At 64.1% G+C, this 21,308-nt stretch carries 25 protein-coding genes; 10 read left to right on the top strand and 15 right to left on the bottom strand.

Going from position 1 to position 21,308, the window contains the following annotated elements:
- Nucleotides 1-2 precede the first annotated feature (2 nt).
- On the bottom strand, nucleotides 3-791 hold the full coding sequence (locus tag AKG11_RS27210; protein ID WP_023516227.1) for an N-formylglutamate amidohydrolase: 789 nt from the start codon (nucleotides 789-791) through the stop codon (nucleotides 3-5).
- A 281-nt stretch (nucleotides 792-1,072) separates the two neighbouring features.
- On the opposite strand from AKG11_RS27210, the gene AKG11_RS27205 reads away from it, so the two are divergent.
- On the top strand, nucleotides 1,073-1,462 hold the full coding sequence (locus tag AKG11_RS27205; RefSeq protein WP_306414950.1) for a DUF1036 domain-containing protein: 390 nt from the start codon (nucleotides 1,073-1,075) through the stop codon (nucleotides 1,460-1,462).
- Nucleotides 1,462-2,901 carry a pyruvate kinase gene (gene pyk, locus AKG11_RS27200; RefSeq protein WP_024271184.1) on the top strand — a complete coding sequence of 480 codons (1,440 nt, stop codon included), beginning with the start codon at nucleotides 1,462-1,464 and terminating at the stop codon, nucleotides 2,899-2,901. Before AKG11_RS27205 ends, pyk begins: the two co-directional genes overlap by 1 nt.
- A gap of 4 nt (nucleotides 2,902-2,905) precedes the next feature.
- On the opposite strand, the gene AKG11_RS27195 is transcribed toward pyk, so the two are convergent.
- The 6 genes from AKG11_RS27195 to AKG11_RS27170 form a co-directional block, all read right to left on the bottom strand.
- Nucleotides 2,906-3,913, bottom strand: coding sequence for an alpha/beta fold hydrolase (locus tag AKG11_RS27195; RefSeq protein WP_050746160.1), 1,008 nt, complete (start codon nucleotides 3,911-3,913; stop codon nucleotides 2,906-2,908).
- A 94-nt stretch (nucleotides 3,914-4,007) separates the two neighbouring features.
- Nucleotides 4,008-4,625: a tetratricopeptide repeat protein gene (locus tag AKG11_RS27190; protein ID WP_050746176.1), complete on the bottom strand. Its 618-nt coding sequence runs from the start codon at nucleotides 4,623-4,625 to the stop codon at nucleotides 4,008-4,010.
- A gap of 80 nt (nucleotides 4,626-4,705) precedes the next feature.
- Nucleotides 4,706-4,831 (bottom strand): type B 50S ribosomal protein L36, encoded by a 126-nt coding sequence (ykgO, locus tag AKG11_RS27185; protein ID WP_024271182.1) that lies wholly within the window; start codon nucleotides 4,829-4,831, stop codon nucleotides 4,706-4,708.
- A gap of 213 nt (nucleotides 4,832-5,044) precedes the next feature.
- Nucleotides 5,045-6,103 (bottom strand): 5-(carboxyamino)imidazole ribonucleotide synthase, encoded by a 1,059-nt coding sequence (locus tag AKG11_RS27180; protein WP_050746159.1) that lies wholly within the window; start codon nucleotides 6,101-6,103, stop codon nucleotides 5,045-5,047.
- Complete coding sequence (purE, locus tag AKG11_RS27175; protein WP_037408602.1) at nucleotides 6,100-6,567, bottom strand: 5-(carboxyamino)imidazole ribonucleotide mutase; 468 nt, start codon at nucleotides 6,565-6,567, stop codon at nucleotides 6,100-6,102. Before purE ends, AKG11_RS27180 begins: the two co-directional genes overlap by 4 nt.
- Nucleotides 6,568-6,617: 50 nt before the next feature.
- On the bottom strand, nucleotides 6,618-6,821 hold the full coding sequence (locus AKG11_RS27170; protein WP_024271181.1) for a YdcH family protein: 204 nt from the start codon (nucleotides 6,819-6,821) through the stop codon (nucleotides 6,618-6,620).
- 216 nt (nucleotides 6,822-7,037) lie between these two features.
- Between AKG11_RS27170 and AKG11_RS33820 the strand changes: the two genes are divergently transcribed.
- On the top strand, nucleotides 7,038-7,211 hold the full coding sequence (locus AKG11_RS33820) for a YdcH family protein (protein ID WP_024271180.1): 174 nt from the start codon (nucleotides 7,038-7,040) through the stop codon (nucleotides 7,209-7,211).
- A gap of 188 nt (nucleotides 7,212-7,399) precedes the next feature.
- Here AKG11_RS33820 and AKG11_RS27165 read toward each other — a convergent pair whose 3' ends face one another.
- Nucleotides 7,400-7,660 carry an ArsR/SmtB family transcription factor gene (locus tag AKG11_RS27165; protein WP_023514873.1) on the bottom strand — a complete coding sequence of 87 codons (261 nt, stop codon included), beginning with the start codon at nucleotides 7,658-7,660 and terminating at the stop codon, nucleotides 7,400-7,402.
- A 72-nt stretch (nucleotides 7,661-7,732) separates the two neighbouring features.
- Complete coding sequence (locus tag AKG11_RS27160; RefSeq protein WP_023514874.1) at nucleotides 7,733-8,503, bottom strand: sulfite exporter TauE/SafE family protein; 771 nt, start codon at nucleotides 8,501-8,503, stop codon at nucleotides 7,733-7,735.
- A gap of 89 nt (nucleotides 8,504-8,592) precedes the next feature.
- On the opposite strand from AKG11_RS27160, the gene AKG11_RS27155 reads away from it, so the two are divergent.
- The 5 genes from AKG11_RS27155 (at nucleotide 8,593) to AKG11_RS27135 (ending at nucleotide 13,602) form a co-directional block, all read left to right on the top strand.
- On the top strand, nucleotides 8,593-9,246 hold the full coding sequence (locus AKG11_RS27155; protein ID WP_023514875.1) for a thiamine phosphate synthase: 654 nt from the start codon (nucleotides 8,593-8,595) through the stop codon (nucleotides 9,244-9,246).
- Nucleotides 9,247-9,255: 9 nt separating this feature from the next.
- A complete protein-coding gene (locus AKG11_RS27150; protein ID WP_023514876.1) occupies nucleotides 9,256-10,398 on the top strand; it encodes a tetratricopeptide repeat protein in 1,143 nt (380 codons plus the stop codon).
- A gap of 180 nt (nucleotides 10,399-10,578) precedes the next feature.
- On the top strand, nucleotides 10,579-11,379 hold the full coding sequence (locus tag AKG11_RS27145) for an inositol monophosphatase family protein (RefSeq protein ID WP_050746175.1): 801 nt from the start codon (nucleotides 10,579-10,581) through the stop codon (nucleotides 11,377-11,379).
- A 109-nt stretch (nucleotides 11,380-11,488) separates the two neighbouring features.
- A complete protein-coding gene (locus AKG11_RS27140; RefSeq protein ID WP_050746158.1) occupies nucleotides 11,489-12,568 on the top strand; it encodes a MotA/TolQ/ExbB proton channel family protein in 1,080 nt (359 codons plus the stop codon).
- A gap of 2 nt (nucleotides 12,569-12,570) precedes the next feature.
- Nucleotides 12,571-13,602, top strand: a complete 1,032-nt coding sequence (locus tag AKG11_RS27135) for a peptidoglycan -binding protein (protein WP_023514879.1) — start codon at nucleotides 12,571-12,573, stop codon at nucleotides 13,600-13,602.
- Nucleotides 13,603-13,642: 40 nt separating this feature from the next.
- On the opposite strand, the gene AKG11_RS27130 is transcribed toward AKG11_RS27135, so the two are convergent.
- Nucleotides 13,643-14,602 (bottom strand): Bug family tripartite tricarboxylate transporter substrate binding protein, encoded by a 960-nt coding sequence (locus AKG11_RS27130; RefSeq protein ID WP_050746174.1) that lies wholly within the window; start codon nucleotides 14,600-14,602, stop codon nucleotides 13,643-13,645.
- A 109-nt stretch (nucleotides 14,603-14,711) separates the two neighbouring features.
- Nucleotides 14,712-16,535, bottom strand: a complete 1,824-nt coding sequence (locus tag AKG11_RS27125; protein ID WP_050746157.1) for an ABC transporter transmembrane domain-containing protein — start codon at nucleotides 16,533-16,535, stop codon at nucleotides 14,712-14,714.
- A 190-nt stretch (nucleotides 16,536-16,725) separates the two neighbouring features.
- On the opposite strand from AKG11_RS27125, the gene rpmE reads away from it, so the two are divergent.
- Complete coding sequence (gene rpmE, locus AKG11_RS27120; RefSeq protein ID WP_023516320.1) at nucleotides 16,726-16,947, top strand: 50S ribosomal protein L31; 222 nt, start codon at nucleotides 16,726-16,728, stop codon at nucleotides 16,945-16,947.
- 151 nt (nucleotides 16,948-17,098) lie between these two features.
- On the opposite strand, the gene AKG11_RS27115 is transcribed toward rpmE, so the two are convergent.
- The 3 genes from AKG11_RS27115 to AKG11_RS27105 all read right to left on the bottom strand — a co-directional run bounded on the left by AKG11_RS27115 (nucleotide 17,099) and on the right by AKG11_RS27105 (nucleotide 19,458).
- On the bottom strand, nucleotides 17,099-17,617 hold the full coding sequence (locus AKG11_RS27115) for a protease adaptor protein RcdA (protein WP_023516321.1): 519 nt from the start codon (nucleotides 17,615-17,617) through the stop codon (nucleotides 17,099-17,101).
- Between the two features lie 378 nt (nucleotides 17,618-17,995).
- On the bottom strand, nucleotides 17,996-18,184 hold the full coding sequence (locus AKG11_RS27110; protein ID WP_050746156.1) for a DUF1192 domain-containing protein: 189 nt from the start codon (nucleotides 18,182-18,184) through the stop codon (nucleotides 17,996-17,998).
- Nucleotides 18,181-19,458 carry an MFS transporter gene (locus AKG11_RS27105; RefSeq protein ID WP_024271177.1) on the bottom strand — a complete coding sequence of 426 codons (1,278 nt, stop codon included), beginning with the start codon at nucleotides 19,456-19,458 and terminating at the stop codon, nucleotides 18,181-18,183. The genes AKG11_RS27110 and AKG11_RS27105 overlap by 4 nt, the downstream gene beginning before the upstream one ends.
- Nucleotides 19,459-19,610: 152 nt before the next feature.
- On the opposite strand from AKG11_RS27105, the gene AKG11_RS35185 reads away from it, so the two are divergent.
- Nucleotides 19,611-19,766, top strand: a complete 156-nt coding sequence (locus AKG11_RS35185; protein WP_024271176.1) for a hypothetical protein — start codon at nucleotides 19,611-19,613, stop codon at nucleotides 19,764-19,766.
- 329 nt (nucleotides 19,767-20,095) lie between these two features.
- On the opposite strand, the gene pgk is transcribed toward AKG11_RS35185, so the two are convergent.
- Nucleotides 20,096-21,295, bottom strand: coding sequence for a phosphoglycerate kinase (gene pgk / locus AKG11_RS27100; RefSeq protein WP_050746155.1), 1,200 nt, complete (start codon nucleotides 21,293-21,295; stop codon nucleotides 20,096-20,098).
- Between the last annotated feature and the right edge of the window lie 13 nt (nucleotides 21,296-21,308).

Below are 21,308 nucleotides of genomic sequence, written 5' to 3'. Positions count from 1 at the left end.
CCTCAATAGGGTCCCGTGCGGGAGGGGAATACGGCATAGGTGTGCAGCGTCTCGTCCGCATTCAACCGGGCGAAGACCGGAGCGAGGCGCTCCACCCAGCGGGCAATGCCTGCCGCATCGCCGATCTCGTCCTGGCGGATTTCGATGAGGGCATGCGGAATGCCGGGCTTCATGCAGTGGCGGAACATCGTGTCGCCGCGCAGCGCCCCGTCATAGGGCTCGTTGTCGCCCACCACGACGTCGCCGGGCGCTTCAAGCGCCGCCAGCAGCGGGTGCACGGCGCGGGGATCGCTGTCCCAGAGCACGGTGACCTGCCAGGGGCGGGCGGCACCCTTCCAGGCCGGCGTGAAGGAATGCATGGAAAGGACGAGCGGCGCCTTGCCGGTCTTGTCGGCAACGGCGCCGATCGTGCGGGACACGGCATCGTGATAGGGGCGATGGAAGGTTTCCAGCCTGTATTGCCATTCTTCTGATGTGATTGGATGATTGCCTGGAATGATCGCGCCGTCGGAAATGCGCATGATGAGTGTCGGATCGTCCTCGCCGCGATTGGGGTCGATCAGGAGACGGGAAAAGCGGCTCATGACGACCGGCGCATTCAGCCGGGCATTGAGGCCGCGCACCACGCCCTCGACGCCGATATCGTAGGCGATATGGCGCTCAAAGGCGCTGTCCGGCAGGCCGAGGCGGCCATAGCGTTGGGGGAGATGATGGGTGGCGTGGTCCGCCAGGATGACGAGCCCGAGGCCGAGGTCGCCGTCAATGATTTCGAAGGGGGAGTGATCCTGCATGCCTTTTGCCGAATTGCGCCGCTCATGCCGACTGATCGCATGGGGCGATGGGAGCCGCAAGCGCAGCCTCTCGCCTTTCAGGAAAGATTCCTTCTCCTGTCGTGAAATTGTAATCGATTAGTGTTGCGTTGACATTCATGCCCTGCCGTCGCAAGAAAGCGCTTATTCAAATCAACGGAGTTGCATCGGAAGCCGTGAGAGCCAAGAGCCATCGCCCGTTTTTCCCGAAAGCCCGCGGCCTCTTCCAGGCCGGCCTTTTCGCCTTTGCCGGATTTGCCGCCCTGTCCGTGCCGGATACGGCGAAAGCCGACTTCCGCGTGTGCAACGGCACGCAGAACCTTGTCGGCGTCGCTATCGGCTACCGTGCCAAGGAAGGCTGGATGACCGAAGGCTGGTGGCAGGTTCCCGCGACCACCTGCGCCACGCTGATCGAGGGTGAGCTGCAATCGCGCTACTACTATCTCTATGCCGAAGACGCCGCTCGCGGCGGCCGCTGGACCGGTGACGTGAACATGTGCGTCGCCGAGAACGAGTTCAAGATCACCGGCGTGCAGGACTGTTTCGCACGCGGTTTCCAGCGCATGGGCTTCAAGGAATATGACACGGGCCGACAGGGGAGCTGGATGGTGCAGCTCTCAGATACGCCAGGGACCCAGGAAAGCCAGAACTGATGAGACGGAACAGAAAAGTCAAAATCCTCGCCACGCTCGGACCCGCATCGTCCGATGAGCAGATGATCCAGAAGCTGCATGAGGCCGGGGCCGATCTGTTCCGCATCAATATGAGCCACGCCAGCCACGACGTGATGCGCACGCTGATCAGCCGCATTCGCGCGGTGGAAGCCCGCTGTGGTCGCCCGATCGGCATTCTTGCCGATCTCCAGGGGCCTAAGTTGCGCGTCGGCAAGTTCGCCAACGGCTCGGAAGAGCTGAAGCCCGGCCAGACCTTCACGCTCGACAACAAGGATGTGCCCGGCGACAACACACGCGTCTACCTGCCGCACCCGGAAATCCTCGAAGCCGTCAAACCCGGCCATCGCCTGCTGATCGACGACGGCAAGCTGCATCTGCGCGCCGAAACCTCCGATGGCAAGTCCATCGTCTGCACGGTCGTCTCCGGTACCAAGATCTCCGACCGCAAGGGCGTCAGCCTGCCCGACACGCTGCTCGGTGTCGGCGCGCTGACCGAGAAGGACCGTGTCGACCTCGATGCGGTTCTGGCTACCGGCAGTGTCGACTGGGTGGCGCTTTCCTTCATCCAGCGCCCGGAGGATCTTGCCGAAGTGCGCAAGGTGGCCCGCGGCCGCGTAGGCCTGATGTCGAAGATCGAAAAGCCGCAGGCGATCGAGCGTATCGACGAGATCATCGAACTGTCCGACGCGCTCATGGTGGCGCGTGGCGACCTCGGCGTGGAAATGCCGCTGGAAGCCGTTCCGGGCCTGCAGAAGCAGCTTATCCGCGCCTGCCGCCGCGCCGGCAAGCCGGTCGTCGTCGCCACGCAGATGCTGGAATCGATGATCTCCGCACCGGTGCCGACCCGCGCCGAAGTCTCCGACGTCGCGACCGCCGTCTTCGAGGGTGCCGATGCCGTGATGCTGTCGGCCGAATCCGCCTCGGGCGACTACCCGGTCGAAGCCGTCTCGACCATGGCTTCGATCGCCAGCAAGGTCGAGCGCGACCCGCACTATCCGGGCATCATCTATGCCCAGCGCTCGACGCCGGAAGCAACGGGCGCCGATGCCATCTCGCTGGCTGCCCGCCAGATCGCCGAGACGCTGAAGCTGTCGGCCATCGTCTGTTACACGTCTTCGGGCACGACGGGCCTGCGCGCTGCGCGCGAGCGGCCGGATGTGCCGGTCTTGGCGCTGTCGCCGGTCATCGAGACGGCGCGCCGTCTCTCGGTCGTCTGGGGCTTGCACTGCGTCGTCACGGGCGATGCGGAGGACCTCGACGATATGGTGAACCGCGCCTGCCGCATCGTCGTCGCCGAAGAGTTCGGCAAGCCGGGCGACCGCATCATCATTTCGGCCGGCGTGCCGCTGCGCACGCCCGGCGCGACCAACATGCTGCGTATCGCCTATATCGGGGCGGACGGCGTCAGCGGCGTCTGAGCCATCATTCCTCGTGATCTTTCGCAAGGCGGGCCTCGGCCCGCCTTGCTGATTCCTGGAGGTCGCGCGGCTTGCCGGCGATCTTTTCCAGTGCCTCGATTGCAAGACCGGTGACGATATAGTCCGGCTTGTGGCCGAGATTGCGGATCCAGACCAGTTCCGATCCCGCTATGTCATGCGCCAGCCCCCGTGAATGGATCTCCTCGTAGACGACACCGTCCGTGTCGCCGGTTATGATCACCGTCGGTGTATGGATCGCGCTGTAGCGCGGCTGGATGCGGCGGACATAGTCCAGGAGATTGGCGACATCGGTGGCGTTGTTGCGGAAGGCGTCGGGGCGCAGAACAAGGGCGGGGGCCGTCTCTGTTGTGTAGTCGTCGGGGCGCCTGTTGGGTGCGAAGACGAAGCGTGTGCCGCTGTCGATGCGGGACAGGCCTGCAGGGAGCGCGACGATGCGGGTGAAGAGCCAGCCGAGGACGGGCATTTTCGCAACGTCGTAGTACCAGTCGATGCCGCCGGGCCAGGGGTGGGTGGCCGGGGCGAGGAAGAGCAGGCCGGCCGTCTTCTCGGGATGTTCCAATGCGAAGCTTGCGGCGATGGCGCCGCCGAAGGAGTGGCCGACGATGATCGCCCTCTCGATGCCCCGTATCTCCATCAGGCGTGCGATGGCGTGGGCCTGCCCGTCCGGCCAGGCGTTTTCCGGCCCGCCGCGCTCCGAGTAACCGTGGCCGGGCCGATCAAGGAAAAGCATTGTCGCCCGGCCCTCCAGCTGTGTCCGGAAGGCATGCATCTGGTCGCGCAGGTTGCCGCTGGCGCCGTGGATGAAGACGATGGGGGGCAGATCGGCATCTGCGCCTGCGGTCACCAGCACGCTGCTCATGCGAAAGCCGCCGACATCGACCAGCTCACCGATGTTGGGGAATGCCGTCTCGATCGCTCGTGCCTTCCACGCCGTGAAGGCGTAGCCAGCAAGAGCAAGGGCGAAAGGGAGGGCGAGCAGGGCTGTCAGCATGGTGCGGAGGGCGGAGGGCAAGGCAGGGTCCGGTTTCAGGCGGTGGAAGTAACCGATCTACGAAAACCGCGCCGTGCCGGTTCACTGCCGAAGGTTATGTCCGCTGGCCGGTCAGCTTTTCGGCAAGGTCCCCCATTTCCTTCTGCGCCTGCCGCTCGGTTGGATAGATGTCGAGGAAGCGCTCCCAGGCTCTCAACGCCATCTCGTCCCGGCCCGACTGCGCGAGGATCGCGGCCATGCCGGCGAGTGCGCCGAAGTGGCGCGGTTCGATGGCCAGCACCTGGTTGATGTCGGACATCGATTTGCGATAGTTGCCCATCTTGAAGTGCAGGGTGGCCCGTCGGTTCCAGCCTTCGACATAGTCGGGCTTCAGGCGAATCGCCTCATCGAGAAAATCGAGCGCCGCGGCGTTCTTTTCTTCGGATATTGCCTTGTCGGCCCACTGGATCAGGAGGTTGATGCTGGCACTACCCGAATCCTGCCATTCCCGGCGAATCTGGTCGGCGATGCCGCGGGCGCTATCCGCGTTTCCCTCGTGTTTCAGCTCGCTGAAGAGCTTGTCGAGGCGTTGTGCCGGGGTCGTGAAGGCGCTGGATGCAGCTGGATCGACGGATGCCTTTACGGCCTGCGCAAGCGCGGCAGTCGGTGCGGTACCGATCAGGGAGAGGGAAAGGCAGAGTGCTGAAAGCATAAAAAAGCGCATGGCGGTTATTGTAAACCGCCATGGCCCAACTTCAAATCGATATTTCTCGATCACCACATCCCATTGCAGGATGGCGACCGCGGCGACAATCAGCCCTGACGAGCCTTGAAGCGCGGGTTCTGCTTGTTGATGATGTAGATGCGGCCCTTACGGCGAACAAGGCGGTTCTCGCGATGACGAGCCTTGAGCGACTTGAGCGAATTCTTGATCTTCATTTTTCTGATCCGCGTATTGCAGGGCGACTCGAGTTCGCCGGATTTCCTCAATCAAAAACGCGCCGTTTCGGGCGCGCTTTCGGGTTGGCAGGCATGTACCCTGTCACTTTTGTGCTGTCAACCATTTGCGGAGGGTTTTCCGCGACACAGGCTGGTTTTCCAGCGTCCCTGACGGTTTTTTTGGCCTTTGCGCGCAGTTTTCCCGGAATCGCATCAGCCCAGAATTTGCGTGACATGCCCCATTTTGCGGCCTGGCCGGGCTTCCGTCTTCCCGTAGAGATGAACAAGCACGCCGGGTCTGGCGAGCCATGCGGGAACGTCCTCGATATCGTCGCCGACGAGATTCTGCATCACGCAATCGGAATGGCGGCGAGGGTCGCCGAGCGTATGGCCGGCGACGGCGCGGATATGCTGTTCGAACTGCGAGATGACGCAGGCCGCCTCCGTCCAGTGGCCGGAATTGTGCACGCGCGGCGCGATCTCGTTGGCCACGAGCCCGCCATCCGGCAGCACGAAGAACTCGACGCCGATGACGCCGACATAGCCGAGCTGGTCGAGTATGGCGCGTGCGGCCTTGCGGGCCTGGTCCGCGGTCGCCTCGCTGATGCGGGCGGGCAGGGTCGAGGTGTGCAGGATGCCGTTCTGGTGGACGTTTTCCGCCGGGTCGTAGCAGGCGATCGTGCCGTCGCGGTCGCGTGCGGCAATGATCGACACTTCCCGCTCGAAGGGCACAAGGCTCTCGAGGATCAGCGGTACGCCCCCAAGTGCCTCGAAGGCGCCGTCGCGCTCTTCGGCGGGTGAACGAAACAGCCGCTGGCCCTTGCCGTCGTAACCGAGGCGGCGCGTCTTCAGCACGCCGACGCCGCCGAAGCGGTCGAGCGCGTCTTCAAGCTCGGCCTGGCTGTCCACGGCGGCGAAGTCGGCGGTGAGGATGCCGCAATCGCGGATGAAGCGCTTCTCGACGAGCCGGTCCTGCGAGACCTCCAGCGCGCGCGACGGCGGATAGACCGCTACGGCGGCGGCAAGCGCCTCGGCGGCGGAGACCGGCACGTTCTCGAATTCGTAGGTCACGACGTCCGAGACGCGGGCAAGCTCTGCAAGCGCATCCGGATCGTCATAGGCTGCGACGATCTGGGCGTTGGCGACCTGCGCGGCCGGACAATCGGCCTGCGGTTCCAGGATCACGGTCCGCAGGTTCAACCGGGCAGCCGCCATGGCCAGCATGCGGCCAAGCTGGCCGCCGCCGATAATGCCGATCGTGCGTGTGCTCATAGCGGGCCGTCCACGGGGTACTCGGCGATGGCGTTCGACTGGTTCTCCCGCCATTCATCGAGGCGGTGGGCGAGCTCGGGGTCGCTCAGCGCCAGAACGGCAGCGGCGAGCAGGGCGGCATTGACGGCGCCGGCCTTGCCGATGGCGAGCGTGCCGACCGGGATGCCGGCAGGCATCTGCACGATGGAGAGCAGGCTGTCCTGGCCGGAGAGCGCCTTGGACTGGACCGGAACGCCGAAGACCGGCAGCGGCGTCATCGCCGCGGCCATACCGGGCAGGTGGGCAGCGCCGCCGGCGCCGGCGATGATGATCTTGAAGCCTTCCGCCCTCGCGCCGCGGGCGAAGCTGTAGAGCCGGTCTGGCGTGCGGTGCGCCGAAATGATGCGGGCCTCGTAATCGACGCCGAGCGCATCGAGCGTATCGGCGGCGTTTTTCATCGTCTCCCAGTCGGACTGGCTTCCCATGATGATGGCGACGGGGGGCGTTTCTGTGGTGTCCAAGGCGTCTCGTCCGGTTAGGCGATGATGTCGGGGATGATCTGGTCTTCCAGCTTGGAAATCTTGTCCTTGAGGACCAGTTTCTTCTTCTTCATGCGCTGGATTCTGAGGGCTTCGCAGCCGACCTGGATCATTGCATTGATAGCGGCATCGTAGTCTTCGTGCTCCTGGCGAAGCCGTGCGGCGGCAAGCCGCAATTCAGCCTGTTCCTGGTCTGCCATGCTATTCTTTCCCCGTCGTCGGCGGCGCGGCAGAACCGCGGTCCCCAGCTTGTATGAAGGCTGCTCCTACCACGAAACCCCTGGTAACGGGAAGTTATCCCTTGCCACGTTTTCGCCTTCGACAAATGAAAAATGACATGGCACACTAGTTCTGTTGCAACCTGGATCACCCGGCATGCAAATGACCGGGTGCAAGCAAAAGGAAGGAACTGTCACATGACGATTGAGGCTCATCTGGCCACGCTCGAAAAGAAGCACTTCGCTCTGGAAGCAGAGCTGCACGCTGCAATGAACCAGCCCTCCTCTGAGGACCAGACGATTGCAGACATCAAGCGTCGCAAGCTGCGCATCAAGGATGAGATCGAGCGCATTCGCGGTTCGTCTCACTGAAAGGACAGGGATTTTTCCAAAATTACGGAAGGGGTGAGGGTCGCGGAACAGTTGGTCTGTATGGGAGGACCAGGGTAGGAGCCCATTTCGCGAAACCGCTCCCGGTACACGAAAACATTAGATGTCGAGACGCCCTGGCCGCCATGATGACGCGCCGGGGCGTTCTGTTTCAGGATGGGACGAAGGCGTTACGCCCAGAACTGGTCGAGCCAGAGATTGAGCCGGTCGAAGCCCTTCGCGTTGATGGCGTAGATGCGCTTCGTGCCTTCGGATTTGACGCTGACGAGATTGCAGTCGAGCAGGGCCTTCAGGTGCTGCGAGACAGCCGGGCGGCTGATCGGCAGACCTTCGGAAAGCTCGTTCACCGTGCGCGGCGCGCGGCGCAGCTCCTCCAGCAGGAACCTGCGGTTGGGGTCGGCAATCGCCGTAAAGGGGTCCGGGTGCGCCATGGCGGGAAGCTATGGCAAAGCAGCATTTGCGGCAAGCGTTTTGTGCGCTGCGAAGGCCCTGGATCTCCGGGCTTAGAGGAAGGCCAGAACCCCGTCCCAGGAGAGCTTCAGGCCGGCGATGAGGGCCATGGCATACATGAAGGGGTAGAAGACCTCGGGCTTCATGCGCTTGACGAGGAAACCACCGATAGCGGTTGCTACGATGGCGAGCGGCACCAGCGTGGCGGAAATCGTCAGGTTGGTCGTGTCGAGCTGGCCGAGGGCGAAATAGGGGCCGAGCTTGATCGCGTTGAGGATTGCGAAGAAGCGCACGCCTGCACCGGTATAGTCGCGCGGGGGCAGCTTCAGCGGCAGGCCGTAAACCTGGAAGGGCGCACCGCCGGCATGGGCGACGAAGCTGCCATAACCGGACAGCGTGCCGAAGAAGGCGGCAGGTAGCAGCCGGTGCGGCTTCGCCGGGACGACATAGCCGCGCCGTGCGCGCCAGCTGTTGTAGAAGTAGCGGGCGACGAAGAGCACGGTGATGAGGCCGATGATGAGGCGCAATGCGTCGCGTGGCACATAGGCCGATGTCGCCCAGCCGATCGCGATGCCGACGAGGGCGCCGGGCAGCAGCATTTTGAGCAGCGTGCGGTCGTTGTGCTGGCGCCAGATCCAGAGCGAGACGCAGTCCATGACCACGAGGATGGGCAGCAGGATGGCGGCGGCTTGCACCGGCGGAACGGCCATGGCAAGCAACGGCACGCCCATCAGGGCCAATGCCTCGCCCATGCCGCCCTTCGTCAAACCGACCAGGAGAACTGCGGGAATGGCGGCGTAGTAGATGGTGGGGTCGATGGACATGGAGGGCGATTGATCCTGTTCGTCCTTCCGTCTATCCGCTTTGATCTGTTATGACGAGCCTGAGTGCCGTATTCTAAGGAAGTTCATCCATGTCCGATGCCGAACCCCGCTGCCGTCTGGTGCTGATCCTCCCCGAGGGTGAGGACCTTGCCGCCCGCGCCGCGATGCTGGAGGGCGCACTGAAGGGCGGCGACGTCGCCTCGGTGATCCTGCCGCAATACGGGCTGGACGACGGCCAGTTCCAGAAACATGCCGAAACCCTGGTTCCAATCATCCAGCAGGCAGGCGCTGCAGCGCTCGTTGCCGGCGATACCCGTGTTGCTGGCCGTGCGAAAGCCGACGGCATTCACATCACCGGCGGGCTCGAGGCGCTCGGCGAAGCCGTCGAGAAGTTCACGCCGAAACTTATCGTCGGCGGCGGCAACGCGACCGACCGGCACAAGGCACTGGAGATCGGCGAGGTGCAGCCCGATTACATCTTCTTCGGCAAGATCGGTGGCGACATCAAGCCGGAGGCGCACCCGAAGAACCTTGCGCTTGCCGAATGGTGGGCCTCGATGGTGGAGATTCCCTGCATCGTGCTCGGCGGTACGGATCCGCAGTCCGCGCTTGCTGCGGCCGAGACGGGCGCGGAATTTGTGGCGCTCGACCGGGCGGTTTTCGCCGATCCGGCGCAGGCGCCCCATGTTGTTGCCGCCGTCAATGCGCTTCTTGACGAAAAAGCGCCACGGTTTGAGCAATAGTAGGCGCGCATGATCAGGGCCGTTCTCATCCAAGCTTGCCGTATCGCGCCGGTGGCGTTTCTCGCCGCGGGTGTCGTCGTGGCCATTCCCGCCCTTGCGGAAACGGCGAAGAAGGGACCGTCCGTCACGGCCGGTAGTGCTGAGGTCGCCAAGGATCCGGCGACCGACGTTGAGCCGGTATCTGTCGATGACGCGTCTGCTGCGAAGACGGACAAGCAGACGGAAAAGCCGGCCGATGGCCCTTCGACCGGCCTCTCGGTGCTCGACCGCATGGGGGCGGACCTGCCGGCATTGCCGGCGGAAAAACCCTTTACCGGAAAGATCGACGAGGCGTATGGCGCTTTCCAGCGCGGGCGCTACCTGACGGCGATGGAGCTGGCCCTGCCGCGCGCGCAGCTCGGCGATCCGGCAGCCCAGACACTGGTGGCCGAGGTCCTCGATCGCGGCCTCGGCGTCAAGCGCAACCGCGAACAGGCCATGTTCTGGTATGAGCAGGCGGCAGGCGGCGGCGATCCGACCGGCATGTTCAAATATGCCATCCTCTTGATGGAGCGCTCGGGCTCGAAGGAAGACCGCACCAGGGCGGACGAGCTGATGAAGAAATCGGCCGAGCTTGGCAATGCCTCCGCCCAGTTCAACTATGCACAGGTGCTGGTGGCCGATTCTCCGGGAGAAAAGGGCCTGCGCGCCGCGTTGCCCTACTATGAAAAATCCGCCGAGCAGGGCATTGCCGATGCGCAATATGCCGTTTCGCAGATTTATATCGGTTTGAAGGACCTGCCGGAGGAGAAGACCAGGCGCGCCCGTGAGTGGCTGCTGCGCGCGGCGCGCGCCGGCTTCGATACGGCCCAGCTCGATCTCGGCATGTGGCTGGTCAACGGCACGGGCGGCGAGCGTGACTACGAGGCCGGCTTCAAGTGGCTGAAGCGGGCGGCCGGCGGCGGCAATGCCGTGGCCCAGAGCAAGCTCGCCCAGCTCTATATCCATGCCATCGGCACGAAGGCCGATCCGGTCGAGGCAGGCAAGTGGTTCGTTCTGGCGCGCCGCGCCGGGCTCAACGATCCCTCGCTCGAGGACTTCTATCTCGGCCTCAGCGACACACAACAGAAGGCTGCAGTCGACGCGGCGAACAAGTACCGGTCCGGCTCCTGAGGCCGTCCCGTTTACCCTTTGCAGCATCAGGCCCCCTGCATTGCAGCCGTTGCAGGGGGCGAAGGCTTGAAACTTCGGGGGATTTGTGGTTTTGAGGCCACATATTCCGGTCACGGCGTGCTTTCGCGCCGCGGCTCTGCCGTTTCGAAGCGCCGGACATTCCCGAAGGATTATTTCTACATGGCTCGTTCAGCTCTTCTCAACGTCATGGTTCAGGCCGCCTTCAAGGCCGGCAAGTCGCTCGCGCGCGACTTCGGCGAGGTGCAGAACCTGCAGGTCTCGCTCAAGGGCCCGGGCGACTATGTCTCGCAGGCCGACCGAAAGGCGGAGAAGCTGATCCGTGAAGACCTGATGAAGGCCCGTCCGACCTACGGTTTCCTTGGCGAGGAATCGGAAGAGATCGCCGGCACCGACGGGGCACATCGCTGGATCGTCGATCCGCTCGACGGCACGACCAACTTCCTGCACGGCATTCCCGCCTTCGCCATTTCGATCGCGCTCGAGCGCAACGGCGAGATCGTTGCTGCCGTGGTGCTGAACCCGGCGACGGATGAACTCTTCACCGCCGAGCGTGGCGGCGGCGCCTTCCTCAACGATCGGCGCCTGCGCGTTGCGGCCCGTAAGAACCTGTCGGATGCGGTCATCGGCTGCGGCGTGCCGCATCTCGGCCGCGGCAACCATGGCAAGTTCCTTATCGAGCTGCGCCACGTGATGGGTGAAGTCGCCGGCATGCGTCGTCTCGGCTCTGCCGCGCTCGACCTTGCCTATGTCGCCGCGGGCCGTTTCGACGGCTTCTGGGAACGCGATCTGGCGCCGTGGGATCTGGCGGCTGGTATTCTCCTGATTCGCGAAGCCGGCGGCTATGCAACCGATCTGACGGGCGGCAGCGCCATGCTCGACACCGGCACGATCATCGCGGGCAACGAATATATCCACAAGGCGCTGGGCGAAGTCGTGCATCGCCCGGTGCCGACCCGCTAAGACCCGCAAATGGGCGGCGCATTCCGCGCCGCTGTTGCCGCTAAGCCCTTCAATTCGGCGCAATCTTCCTCTAGTCTCCCGCCCGACAAGGAAGCGGAGAGACGACGACATGGCGAAGCTTGGGCTGTCGGGTTGGGGAGGGTCGCCCGAGACCGGGGAAGATTATCCCCACAAACTCTCAAGCCCCATGGCCTTCTTCTGGACGATGGTGATCTTCCTCATCATCGTCGGCTTCGTGGCCGCCATCCTCTTCCGCCAGGCGCAATCGGCCTTCCTCAGCAACCCCGGCCTGAACGGCCTTATTCTCGGCGTTCTGCTGATCGGCATCCTGCTGGTCTTCAACCATGTGCTGGCGTTGCGGCCGGAGGTGCGCTGGTTCAATTCGTTCCGCGCGGCCGGCAGCGCCGAGAAGGTCGGGCGCGATCCTGTCCTGCTTGCGCCGATGCGTGCTTTGATCGGTCGGCGTCATTCGGTGGCGCTCTCGACCACGGCGTTACGGTCGATCCTTGATTCCATCGCCACGCGCCTCGACGAATCGCGCGACACCTCCCGCTACCTGATCGGCCTTCTCGTCTTCCTCGGCCTGCTTGGCACCTTCTGGGGATTGCTCGGAACGATCGGCTCGATCAGCGCCGTCATCCAGTCACTCGATGCCGGTGCCGGTACGGCGAACGACATTCTCAACGCGCTGAAGGAAGGCCTTTCCGCGCCGCTCGAAGGCATGGGGACGGCTTTCTCCACCTCGCTTTTCGGCCTCTCCGGCTCGCTGATTCTCGGCTTCCTCGACCTTCAGGCCGGCCGCGCACAGAACCGCTTTTATACGGAGCTGGAAAACTGGCTTTCGTCCGTCACCGATGTCGGCTCGGAGCTGCAGCCGGTGGTCGACATGGCGGCCAACTCCTCCACCGACGTGCAGGCGCTGGCCCAGCAGATCCTCAAGCTGGCGCAGGAGGGCGGGCCCGGGCGTTCGACCGCGGCCATGGCCAGCCTTGCCGAAGGTATCCAGGGCCTCGTCAAGAACATGCGCAGCGAGCAGCAGATGTTGCGCGACTGGATCGAGGCACAGCAGGAGGAAGCGAAAGCGCTGCGCCGCACGCTCGACCGGCTTGCCGCACGCAGCGGCGAGAAGACTGTCGAGCGCCTGCCGGAGCGCACGACGGAAAAGGTGCATAAGGCCGGGGGCGAATAAGGATGGCGCTCGCCCGCAACCGGCGCAGCCAGCGCACGGTCGATTACTGGCCGGGCTTCGTTGACGCGCTGTCGACGCTGCTGCTCGCCATCATGTTCCTGCTCACGGTCTTCGTGCTGGCGCAGTTCTTCCTCAGCCGTGAAATCTCCGGCAAGGACGACGTGCTCAACCGGCTAACCAGCCAGATCAACGAGCTGACCCAGCTTCTGGCGCTGGAAAAGAGCGGCAAGCAGGACCTCGAGGACGCGCTAGCCAATCTCCAGGCCTCGCTTGCCCAGTCGGAGAGTGACCGTACCCGCCTGCAGCAACTGCTCGACAGTGGCGCCGGGGTTTCGGATGCCGCCAATGCGCGGGTCACGACGCTGGAGGGCGAACTCGATTCGGAAAAGCAGGTGAGCGCCCGGGCCATGAGCCAGATCGAGCTGCTCAACCAGCAGATCGCGGCGCTGCGCAGCCAGATCGCCGCCGTCGAGGAGGCGCTGCAGGCCTCCGAAGCCAAGGACAAGTCGTCGCAGACGAAGATCGCCGATCTCGGCCGCCGCCTGAATGTTGCGCTGGCGCAGCGCGTGCAGGAGCTCAACCGCTACCGTTCCGATTTCTTCGGGCGCCTGCGTGAAATCCTTTCCGACCGGGAAAACATCCGCATCGTCGGCGACCGCTTCGTCTTCCAGTCGGAAGTGCTGTTCCCCTCTGGCGGCAACGACCTCAACGAGGCGGGGCAGGCGGAAATGAGCAAGCTTGCCACCGCGCTGCTCGATCTTGCTCGCGAGATCCCCTCGGAGATCAACTGGGTGCTGCGCGTCGACGGGCACACGGACAATGTGCCGCTGTCGGGCACGGGCCGCTACCGCGACAACTGGGAGCTTTCTTCCGCCCGCGCGACGTCGGTCGTCAAGTTCCTGATCTCCAGGGGCGTTCCGGCCAACCGGCTTGTTGCGGCTGGGTTCGGCGAGTTCCAGCCGATCGCCGAAGGCAGCGATGATGCGGCGCGGGCAACCAACCGTCGCATCGAACTGAAACTCACCGAACGCTGAAGCAATCCCGCCGAAGCGGAATTGCTTCGGACAGGCAGCGTCAGTCCATCTGGATGTTGGCGCCCTCGACAACCGGCTTCCACTTGGCAAGCTCGGCCGTGACGTGCTTGCCGAGTTCTTCCGGCGTCGAACCAACGATGGTGGCGCTGAACTCCTTCATGCGCTCGGCGACGGCCGGATCCTTCAGCGCCGCGTTGGCGGCCTCGCTGAGCTTGGCGACGACCTCGTTTGGCGTGCCGGCCGGGGCGAAGAGCGCGTTCCAGGTATAGGTCTCGTAGCCGGGAATGCCCGCTTCGGCGATCGTCGGCACGTCGGGGAACGAAGCGGCGCGCTCCTTCGTGGTGACGGCGAGCGCCCGCAGCGTACCAGCCTTGATGTGGCCGGAGGACGACGGCAGGTTGTCGAACATGATCGGGATCTGGTTGCCGATCACGTCGTTCAGTGCCGGGCCGGAGCCCTTGTAGGGCACATGCTGCATGCTGACGCCGGCCATCGATTTGAAGAGCTCTCCAGAAAGGTGCAGCGGCGTGCCATTGCCGGAGGAGGCATAGCTGTACCCTTCCGGATCGGCCTTCAGCAGGGCCAGCAGTTCCTCGACATTCTTGGCCGGCAGCTCCGGATTCACCACCAGGACATTCGGCACGATGACCAGCAAGGAGACCGGCGCGAAGTCCTTTTCCGCATCGTAGGGCTTGGTCTTGAGGATCAGCGGGTTCAGCGCATGGGTGGCGACGGTCGCCATCAGGATCGTGTAGCCATCGGGTTCGGCGCGCGCCACACGGTCGGCCCCCAGGCTGCCGCCCGCGCCGCCGACATTTTCCACGATGATCTGCTGGCCGAGGATGTCGCCCATCTTCTGCGCGATGATGCGCGCGACGACATCCGTCGAGCCGCCGGCGGCGAAGGGCACGACAAGCGTGACGGTCCTGTCGGGGAACTGCTGGGCGCTGGCGGGCTGGCCGAGTGCCAGCGATGCAAGCACGGTGGTGCCGAGGGCCATGAGGGTCCGGCGGGTGAGCGTCGAAAATGTCACGTGGTTTCCTCCCGAGGTGACGTGAAGTCCGCCACCTCAGGATAGGGCGCCCAGCCCGTCAGGCAAGGGGCCGCATTCAGCCGGTTGCGCGGTCTTCTCCAAGGAACGCCTGACCACCGTGATCGAACTGCAGGCGGGCGAGGCGGGCGTAGAGGCCGTCCTGCCTTATGAGTGACTGGTGGGTGCCTTCCTCGACGATACGGCCGGCTTCCATGACGAGGATGCGGTCGGCCTTCAGAACGGTCGCGAGACGATGAGCAATGACGATCGTCGTGCGCTTGCCCATTTGGCCGTCGAGGGCCTTCTGCACGAGCGTTTCGCTTTCCGCGTCGAGCGCGGAGGTCGCCTCGTCGAGCAGCAGCAACGGGGCGTCCTTGAGGATGGCCCGGGCGATGGCGATGCGCTGGCGTTGGCCGCCGGACAGCGTCACGCCGCGCTCGCCCACCATGGTGTCATAGCCCTTGTCGAGCCGTGCGATGAATTCTTCCGCCTGTGCGGCCCTTGCTGCGGCCTGCACGGCCTCGTCGCTCACGCCGGTCATGCCGAAGGCGATGTTGTCGCGGATCGTTGCAGCAAAAATGGTGACGTCCTGCGGCACCAGCGCGATGCGGCGGCGCAGCTCTTCCGGATCGGCGGCACGAAGGTCTACCCCGTCGAGAAGTACGGTGCCGGTATCGGGATCGTAGAAGCGCAGCACCAGCGAGAGGATCGTGCTCTTGCCGGCGCCGGAGGGGCCGACGATGGCCACGGTCTCGCCCTGCCTTACTGCAAAGTCCAGGCCGTTGATGCTGCGATAGCCGGGGCGGGCGGGATAGGAGAAATGCACATCGCGGAAAGTGAGCTCGCCGCGGGCGGGCAGCGGCAGGGCCACGGGGTTCGCAGGCGCGGTGATGGCGGGCGGCTCGGCCAGAAGTTCGGTGAGACGCTCGGCGGCGCCGGCAGCCTGCGAAAGCTCGCCCCAGACTTCCGACAGTGCGCCGAGGCTGCCGGCGGCAAAGACCGCATAGAGCAGGAACTGGCCGAGCGTGCCGGCCGAAAGCGTGCCCGCCAGCACGTCGCGGGCGCCGAACCAGAGCACGGCAACGACAGAGCCGAAGATCATGGCGATGGCAAAGCCGGTCAGCAGCGAGCGGGCGCGGATGGCGGAGCGTGCGGCGCCATAGGCCTGCTCGACAGCACCGAAGAAGCGGGCGCGGGCGGCGTCTTCCGCGTTGAAGGCCTGAAGCGTGCGGGTGGCGCCGATCGCCTCGCCGGCATAGGCGGAGGCCGCGGCCAGCGTGTCCTGCGCCTCGCGCGAGCGGCGGCGCACCGAGCGGCCGAAGGCGACGAGCGGGAAGACGATCACCGGAATGGCGGCGATGACGAGGCTGGAGAGTTTCGGGCTGGTATAGACCATCATGGCGATGGCGCCGAAACAGAGGATGAGGTTGCGCAGTGCGACGGAAGCGGTGGCGCCGACGGCGGATTTGATCTGTGTCGTGTCGGCGGTCAGCCGCGAGACGATCTCGCCGGACTGGTTGACGTCGAAGAAGGCGGGCGAAAGCCTCGTCACATGGGAAAAGACGTCGCGGCGCAGGTCCGCCACGATGCGTTCGCCGAGCGTGATGACGAAGTAATAGCGCATGGCGCTCGCCAGCGCGAGCAGGCCGGCCAGCGCGAAGAGCATCATGAAATAGGTGTTGATGAAGCCGGCATCGGCGCCGGAGAAGCCGTGGTCGATCATACGGCGGACGGCGAGCGGCAGGATGAGCGTGGTGACGGCGGCCATTACGAGGGCCACCAGCGCCCCGGCGACGAGGCCGCGATAACGGCCGATATAGGGAGCAAGCCTGCCCAGGGGACGAATGTTGCGGCGCGCCGATTTTCCCTGTGCGCCCTGCTCTTTGTCTGTGGACACCATACCCCCGTTTCCAGCGCCTTCCGGCACGAATTGTCTTTCGGCTCTTGTTATCCAGACGGCCTTCCTGTATAGGCTCGCCATCGAATTGGGAAGCCGTAGGTCCGACCGACCGCGGCTTCATTTACGTCTTTGGCCCCGCTGTCGCAATCCGTTGCGACAATTGGCCCCCGGAACAGGCAGGAAAGTTGTCATGAAGGCTGATATCCATCCCGCATACCACACCATCAAGGTTGTGATGACCGACGGCACCGAGTACGAAACCCGCTCGACCTGGGGTTCGGAAGGCGCAACGATGAACCTCGAAATCGACCCGAAGTCGCACCCGGCCTGGACCGGCGGCAACCAGCAGCTCATGGACCGCGGCGGCCGCGTCTCCAAGTTCAAGAAGCGCTTCGAAGGCCTCGGCCTCTAATCCGCCTGCTTCGGACGAATTTGAAAAACCCGGCTTCGGCCGGGTTTTTTGCGTTTTGGGAGGAGATGATCCCGGCGGGCAGGCGAGGGCGGTCCGTGCAACAAAAAACCCGGCCTGAGCCGGGTCTCCGTCGTCATGTCTGGCCTGTCGCTCAGTTGTTGCCGAAGGCCGTCTGCAGCAGGTTGATCTGGGCCTGCACGCTGTTCTGGTTGTCGGGTGCGAAGGTCTGGACCTCCTGTGGGCGATAGATCTCGCGGTCGAGCAGGGCGATGCGGTTCTGCAGGCGCAGCGAGCGCTCGATGAGGTCGCGGAAGGCTTCCGGCAGGTCGTTCCAGCCGGGTGCGGTCTTGTCGACGTTGAAGCTGTCGAGGCGGACCTTGTTCTTTTCCGAAAGCACCTGGTCGCGGCTCATCTCGCCATTGTTGACGGCGCGCTGCAGGAGCAGCCAGGAGGCCATCTGCATCAGGCGGGTGGTGAGGCGCATCGACTCTGCCGCATAAAGCACGGAGGCCATGCGGGGCAGCACCTTGGAAGCCTGGCGGCCGACGCCGTCGAGATAGCTCGCGGTCTCCTCGACCAGACCCATGCCTTCGGCGTACAGGGACTTGAATTGCGCCGACGACGCAACGTGGCCAGCGAAGCTGACGGTATTCAATCCTCTTTCGGACATGGTTTCATCCCTGTTGAACGCATCACATGCAGGTAACGGAAGGTCGGCCCGTGGTGTTCCAATCGGCCGGTCTATGTCGTGAGGATGATCCCATAACCTAATTCGCGCAAGGGTATTCTTAAGAAAGGGTTAATCTCCACAATTCTTTCGGGACAGGTTCCTTTTGTGGGCGCGGCAGACAAAAAAAGAGCCGCGGAAAGCGGCTCTCAAGGTAAAACAGGGAGAAAAATCAGACCGAACCCCGAAGGGTGAAAATGTCTGAACCCGGAAGGACCGGATGTTCAAGTAATAACAGGGAAGGCTTAATGGCCGGTTAACTCTATTGCCGGTTTGCTTGTGTCTGTGCCTTTTCGGCAAGGCTGTGGCAGTCCGACGCGCCTACCGGAACAGGTTTTCCGCGGCCGATCGGCTGGCGCCCTTCTTCAGCTTTTCGGCCTCCAGCCGTTCGATTTCCGCGCGCAGCAGGTCGATGCGGGCGGAAAGCTCGTCGACGGACAGCAGCGCGAGGTCGCTGCCGATCTCGTGGGCGATCTTCCTTGCCGGGCGGTCGTCTTCGAAAAAGCTCATGCGGGTCGCTCCTCCTGTTGCTCGTCGGCGGCCTGCGGCTGGGCGAGGGCGCGCGGCGAAAGCTGAAGGCTTTCCGGCGTGGTGAGCGTGCCGGGATTGAGGGTCGTGTAGTTCTCGCGCATCTCGGCCGGCTTTGCGGCGCGGCGCCGGCTGCGGAAGATGGCGTAGGCGGTGATCAGGATATGCGCCCAGCAGGTGACCATGAAGAGTGCATAGGGGCCGACCGCCGACATGATCGGGCCGCCGATCGTCGGGCCGATGATCGTGCCGACGCCATAGAGCAGCAGCAGGCCGCCGGAGACCTTGACGAAGTCTTCCGGGCTGGCGAAGTCGTTGGCGTGCGAGACGGCGATCGGGTAGAGCGCGTTCGCCATGGCGCCATAGAGCGCCGTCAGCACCAGAAGCATGGTGACCGAGGCGGGCTGGAAGACGAAGAGCGACAGACCCGCAGCGGCGGCGATGGCGGACAGCGCCGCGAGCACGATGCGCCGGTCGACGCGGTCGGACAGGCGGCCGGCGGGCAGCTGCATCACGGCGCCGGCGAAGATGGCGACACTCATCATGATGGCGATCGTGCTGGGCGAGAGGCCGGCATTGGCGCCGAAGACCGCGCCGAGCGTGCCGAAGGCGCCGTTGGCGATGCCGATCAGCACGATGCCGACGCTGGCGACCGGCGAGGTGCGGTAGAGCGCGGGGATGTCGAGCCTGACCTGCTTCAGCGGCTGCGGCGAGGCGGCCGTGGAGAGCGTCGTCGGCAACATGGCAAGGCAATAGAGGATACCGGCGAACATGAAGAGCAGGGGGGTCGTCACGTCGCCCAGCGCCACGGTCATCTGGCCGCCGACGGTGCCGACGAGGGTGATGGCGATGTAGAGCGAGAAGATCAGGCCGCGACTTTCATTGGTTGCGCGCTCGTTCAGCCAGCTTTCGATGATCATCGAGGTGCCGGCGATCGAGAAGCCGGTGACGGCGCGCAGCGCGATCCACCAGAACGGATCGACCAGCATGCCCGTCAGAAGCGCGATGATGGCGATCAGCGAGGCGAAACCGGAAAAGGCACGGACATGGCCGATGCGCTTGACGACGGTCGGGGCGAGAAGGCAGCCAAGAACGAAACCCGAGGCCCAGGACGTACCCAGCAGGCCGAGCATCGTCGTCTCATACCCTTCGAAGGCGCCGCGCATCGGCAGAAGCAGGCCGTGCAGGCCGTTCCCGAGAAAGAGGAACAGCGTGCCCATGAGAAGCGCGAAGACGGATATGAGGTTTTTTCGCATGAGGTTTTCGTGAGTTTCGCCAATGGGTAAGGAATAGCGCACCTGTCCGCGATTGCCAGATGCAAAGCACGTGGGCGTACGAATTTCAGGTCTCGTGCTGATCGCTTGGAAAAGTGTCTGAGGTGTGACAGGAAGGGGGGAGAAAGGCCGTCATGTCGAAAATCCTTCCCGCCCTGCTGCTTGCCGTCATGCTGCTGCATCTCATCCGGCCTCTCGGCCTGCCGGGGCTGAAACGCCGCGCGGATTTCTGGAAGATCGCCGTCGTCGCCATCGCCCTGATGATGCTGACCGTGCTGGTCCGTCCGTAAGACAAGGCTGTTGCCGGAAAGGCCCGGCGGATCGAGATCAAAGGACCGCAAACCACTCCTTTGTTGCGGTTCGGCGCGGCAGCGCCGTCTCGGAAACGCAAAAGGGCCACCCGAAGGTGGCCCCCATGAGGTTTGGTCCGGCGTGGACCCGGGTCTTTGGACCCGAAGGAAGGCGTGATCAGAACGAGGGCTGCCTCGTTGCGTTCACCACAATTCCCATGCCCGAAGCCAAGACCGAAATCTCATTAGACATTGGATCACCTTCCTTTCTGAACGTTGACGATGTCAGGAATGTAGGCGATCCAGCGCCAAGCGCAAGGGCTTTGGCATTATTTCTGTTGGCGCAGGATATCGACGCCCGGCAGCGGCTTGCCTTCCATCCATTCGAGGAAAGCGCCGCCGGCGGTCGAGACATAGGTGAAATCGTCGGCAACGCCGGCATGGTTGAGGGCCGCGACCGTATCACCACCACCAGCGACAGAGACGAGTGCGCCTTCCTTTGTGCGTGCGGCGGCATGTTTGGCGGCAGCCACCGTCGCGGTGTCGAAGGGCGCGATTTCGAAGGCGCCGAGCGGGCCGTTCCAGACGAGCGTCGAAGCGCGCGAGATCCAGGCGTTGACTGCCTCGATCGTCTTCGGACCGACGTCGAGCATCATGGCGTCGGCCGGAATGGCGTTGACATCGACCACTTCGTTCTCGGCATTGGCCTTGAACTCGCGGGCGACGACACCGTCTTCCGGCAGAACGATGGCGCAGGTTGCGGTCGCAGCCTCGATCATGATCTGCTTGGCGGTATCGGCAAGGTCATGCTCGCAGAGCGACTTGCCGACATTGGTGCCCCGGGCGGCGAGGAATGTGTTCGCCATACCACCGCCGATGACCAGTGCATCGACCTTCTTCACAAGGTTCATGAGGAGGTCGATCTTGGTGGAGACCTTGGCGCCGCCGACGATGGCGACGACAGGGCGGGCCGGATTGCCGAGGCCCTTTTCCAGCGCTTCCAGCTCGGCCTGCATGGTGCGGCCGGCATAGGCGGGCAGCAGATGCGCAAGGCCCTCGGTCGAGGAATGGGCGCGATGGGCGGCGGAGAAGGCGTCGTTGACGTAGATGTCGCCACTGGCGGCGAGAGCCGCGGTGAAGTCCGGGCTGTTCTTCTCCTCACCCTTGTGGAAACGGGTGTTTTCGAGAAGCAGGATATCGCCGTTCGCCAGGGCGGCGATGGCGGTGGCGGCCGGCTCGCCGATGCAATCGGCGGCAAAGCCGACCTTTCTGCCGAGAACGTCGTTGACGGCGGGCAGGATCTGCTCAAGCGACATGTCGGCGACGACCTCACCCTTCGGGCGGCCGAAATGGGCGAGCAGGATAACCTTCGCGCCCTTTTCCGAGAGTTCGCGGATGGTCGGGGCGACGCGTTCGATGCGGGTTGCATCGGTGACCTTGCCGTCCTTGACGGGTACGTTGAGATCGACGCGGACGAGCACGCGCTTGCCGGCGATATCGGTGAGGTTGTCGAGGGTCTTGAAGGTCATGGGGCCGCTCCGG

Source organism: Shinella sp. SUS2, from assembly GCF_001262505.1.
Classification (GTDB): domain Bacteria; phylum Pseudomonadota; class Alphaproteobacteria; order Rhizobiales; family Rhizobiaceae; genus Shinella.
The sequence above is the reverse complement of the archived record's forward strand: the minus strand, read 5'-3'. Positions and strand labels throughout refer to the sequence as shown.

Excerpts from the sequence above, each read along its gene's own strand:
- AKG11_RS27170 (WP_024271181.1), bottom strand. The coding sequence starts at position 6,821 with ATGGCAGACCAGGAACAGGCTGAATTGCGGCTTGCCGCCGCACGGCTT.
- AKG11_RS27210 (WP_023516227.1), bottom strand. The coding sequence starts at position 791 with ATGCAGGATCACTCCCCCTTCGAAATCATTGACGGCGACCTCGGCCTC.
- AKG11_RS33820 (WP_024271180.1), top strand. The coding sequence starts at position 7,038 with ATGACGATTGAGGCTCATCTGGCCACGCTCGAAAAGAAGCACTTCGCT.
- AKG11_RS27155 (WP_023514875.1), top strand. The coding sequence starts at position 8,593 with ATGTCCGATGCCGAACCCCGCTGCCGTCTGGTGCTGATCCTCCCCGAG.
- AKG11_RS27145 (WP_050746175.1), top strand. The coding sequence starts at position 10,579 with ATGGCTCGTTCAGCTCTTCTCAACGTCATGGTTCAGGCCGCCTTCAAG.
- AKG11_RS27115 (WP_023516321.1), bottom strand. The coding sequence starts at position 17,617 with ATGTCCGAAAGAGGATTGAATACCGTCAGCTTCGCTGGCCACGTTGCG.
- pyk (WP_024271184.1), top strand. The coding sequence starts at position 1,462 with ATGAGACGGAACAGAAAAGTCAAAATCCTCGCCACGCTCGGACCCGCA.
- AKG11_RS27150 (WP_023514876.1), top strand. The coding sequence starts at position 9,256 with ATGATCAGGGCCGTTCTCATCCAAGCTTGCCGTATCGCGCCGGTGGCG.
- AKG11_RS27130 (WP_050746174.1), bottom strand. The coding sequence starts at position 14,602 with ATGGCCCTCGGCACCACCGTGCTTGCATCGCTGGCACTCGGCCAGCCC.
- rpmE (WP_023516320.1), top strand. The coding sequence starts at position 16,726 with ATGAAGGCTGATATCCATCCCGCATACCACACCATCAAGGTTGTGATG.
- AKG11_RS27160 (WP_023514874.1), bottom strand. The coding sequence starts at position 8,503 with ATGTCCATCGACCCCACCATCTACTACGCCGCCATTCCCGCAGTTCTC.
- AKG11_RS27105 (WP_024271177.1), bottom strand. The coding sequence starts at position 19,458 with ATGCGAAAAAACCTCATATCCGTCTTCGCGCTTCTCATGGGCACGCTG.
- AKG11_RS27165 (WP_023514873.1), bottom strand. The coding sequence starts at position 7,660 with ATGGCGCACCCGGACCCCTTTACGGCGATTGCCGACCCCAACCGCAGG.
- AKG11_RS27110 (WP_050746156.1), bottom strand. The coding sequence starts at position 18,184 with ATGAGCTTTTTCGAAGACGACCGCCCGGCAAGGAAGATCGCCCACGAG.
- purE (WP_037408602.1), bottom strand. The coding sequence starts at position 6,567 with ATGGGAAGCCAGTCCGACTGGGAGACGATGAAAAACGCCGCCGATACG.
- AKG11_RS27125 (WP_050746157.1), bottom strand. The coding sequence starts at position 16,535 with ATGGTGTCCACAGACAAAGAGCAGGGCGCACAGGGAAAATCGGCGCGC.
- ykgO (WP_024271182.1), bottom strand. The coding sequence starts at position 4,831 with ATGAAGATCAAGAATTCGCTCAAGTCGCTCAAGGCTCGTCATCGCGAG.
- AKG11_RS27180 (WP_050746159.1), bottom strand. The coding sequence starts at position 6,103 with ATGAGCACACGCACGATCGGCATTATCGGCGGCGGCCAGCTTGGCCGC.
- AKG11_RS27195 (WP_050746160.1), bottom strand. The coding sequence starts at position 3,913 with ATGCTGACAGCCCTGCTCGCCCTCCCTTTCGCCCTTGCTCTTGCTGGC.
- AKG11_RS27140 (WP_050746158.1), top strand. The coding sequence starts at position 11,489 with ATGGCGAAGCTTGGGCTGTCGGGTTGGGGAGGGTCGCCCGAGACCGGG.
- pgk (WP_050746155.1), bottom strand. The coding sequence starts at position 21,295 with ATGACCTTCAAGACCCTCGACAACCTCACCGATATCGCCGGCAAGCGC.
- AKG11_RS35185 (WP_024271176.1), top strand. The coding sequence starts at position 19,611 with ATGTCGAAAATCCTTCCCGCCCTGCTGCTTGCCGTCATGCTGCTGCAT.
- AKG11_RS27135 (WP_023514879.1), top strand. The coding sequence starts at position 12,571 with ATGGCGCTCGCCCGCAACCGGCGCAGCCAGCGCACGGTCGATTACTGG.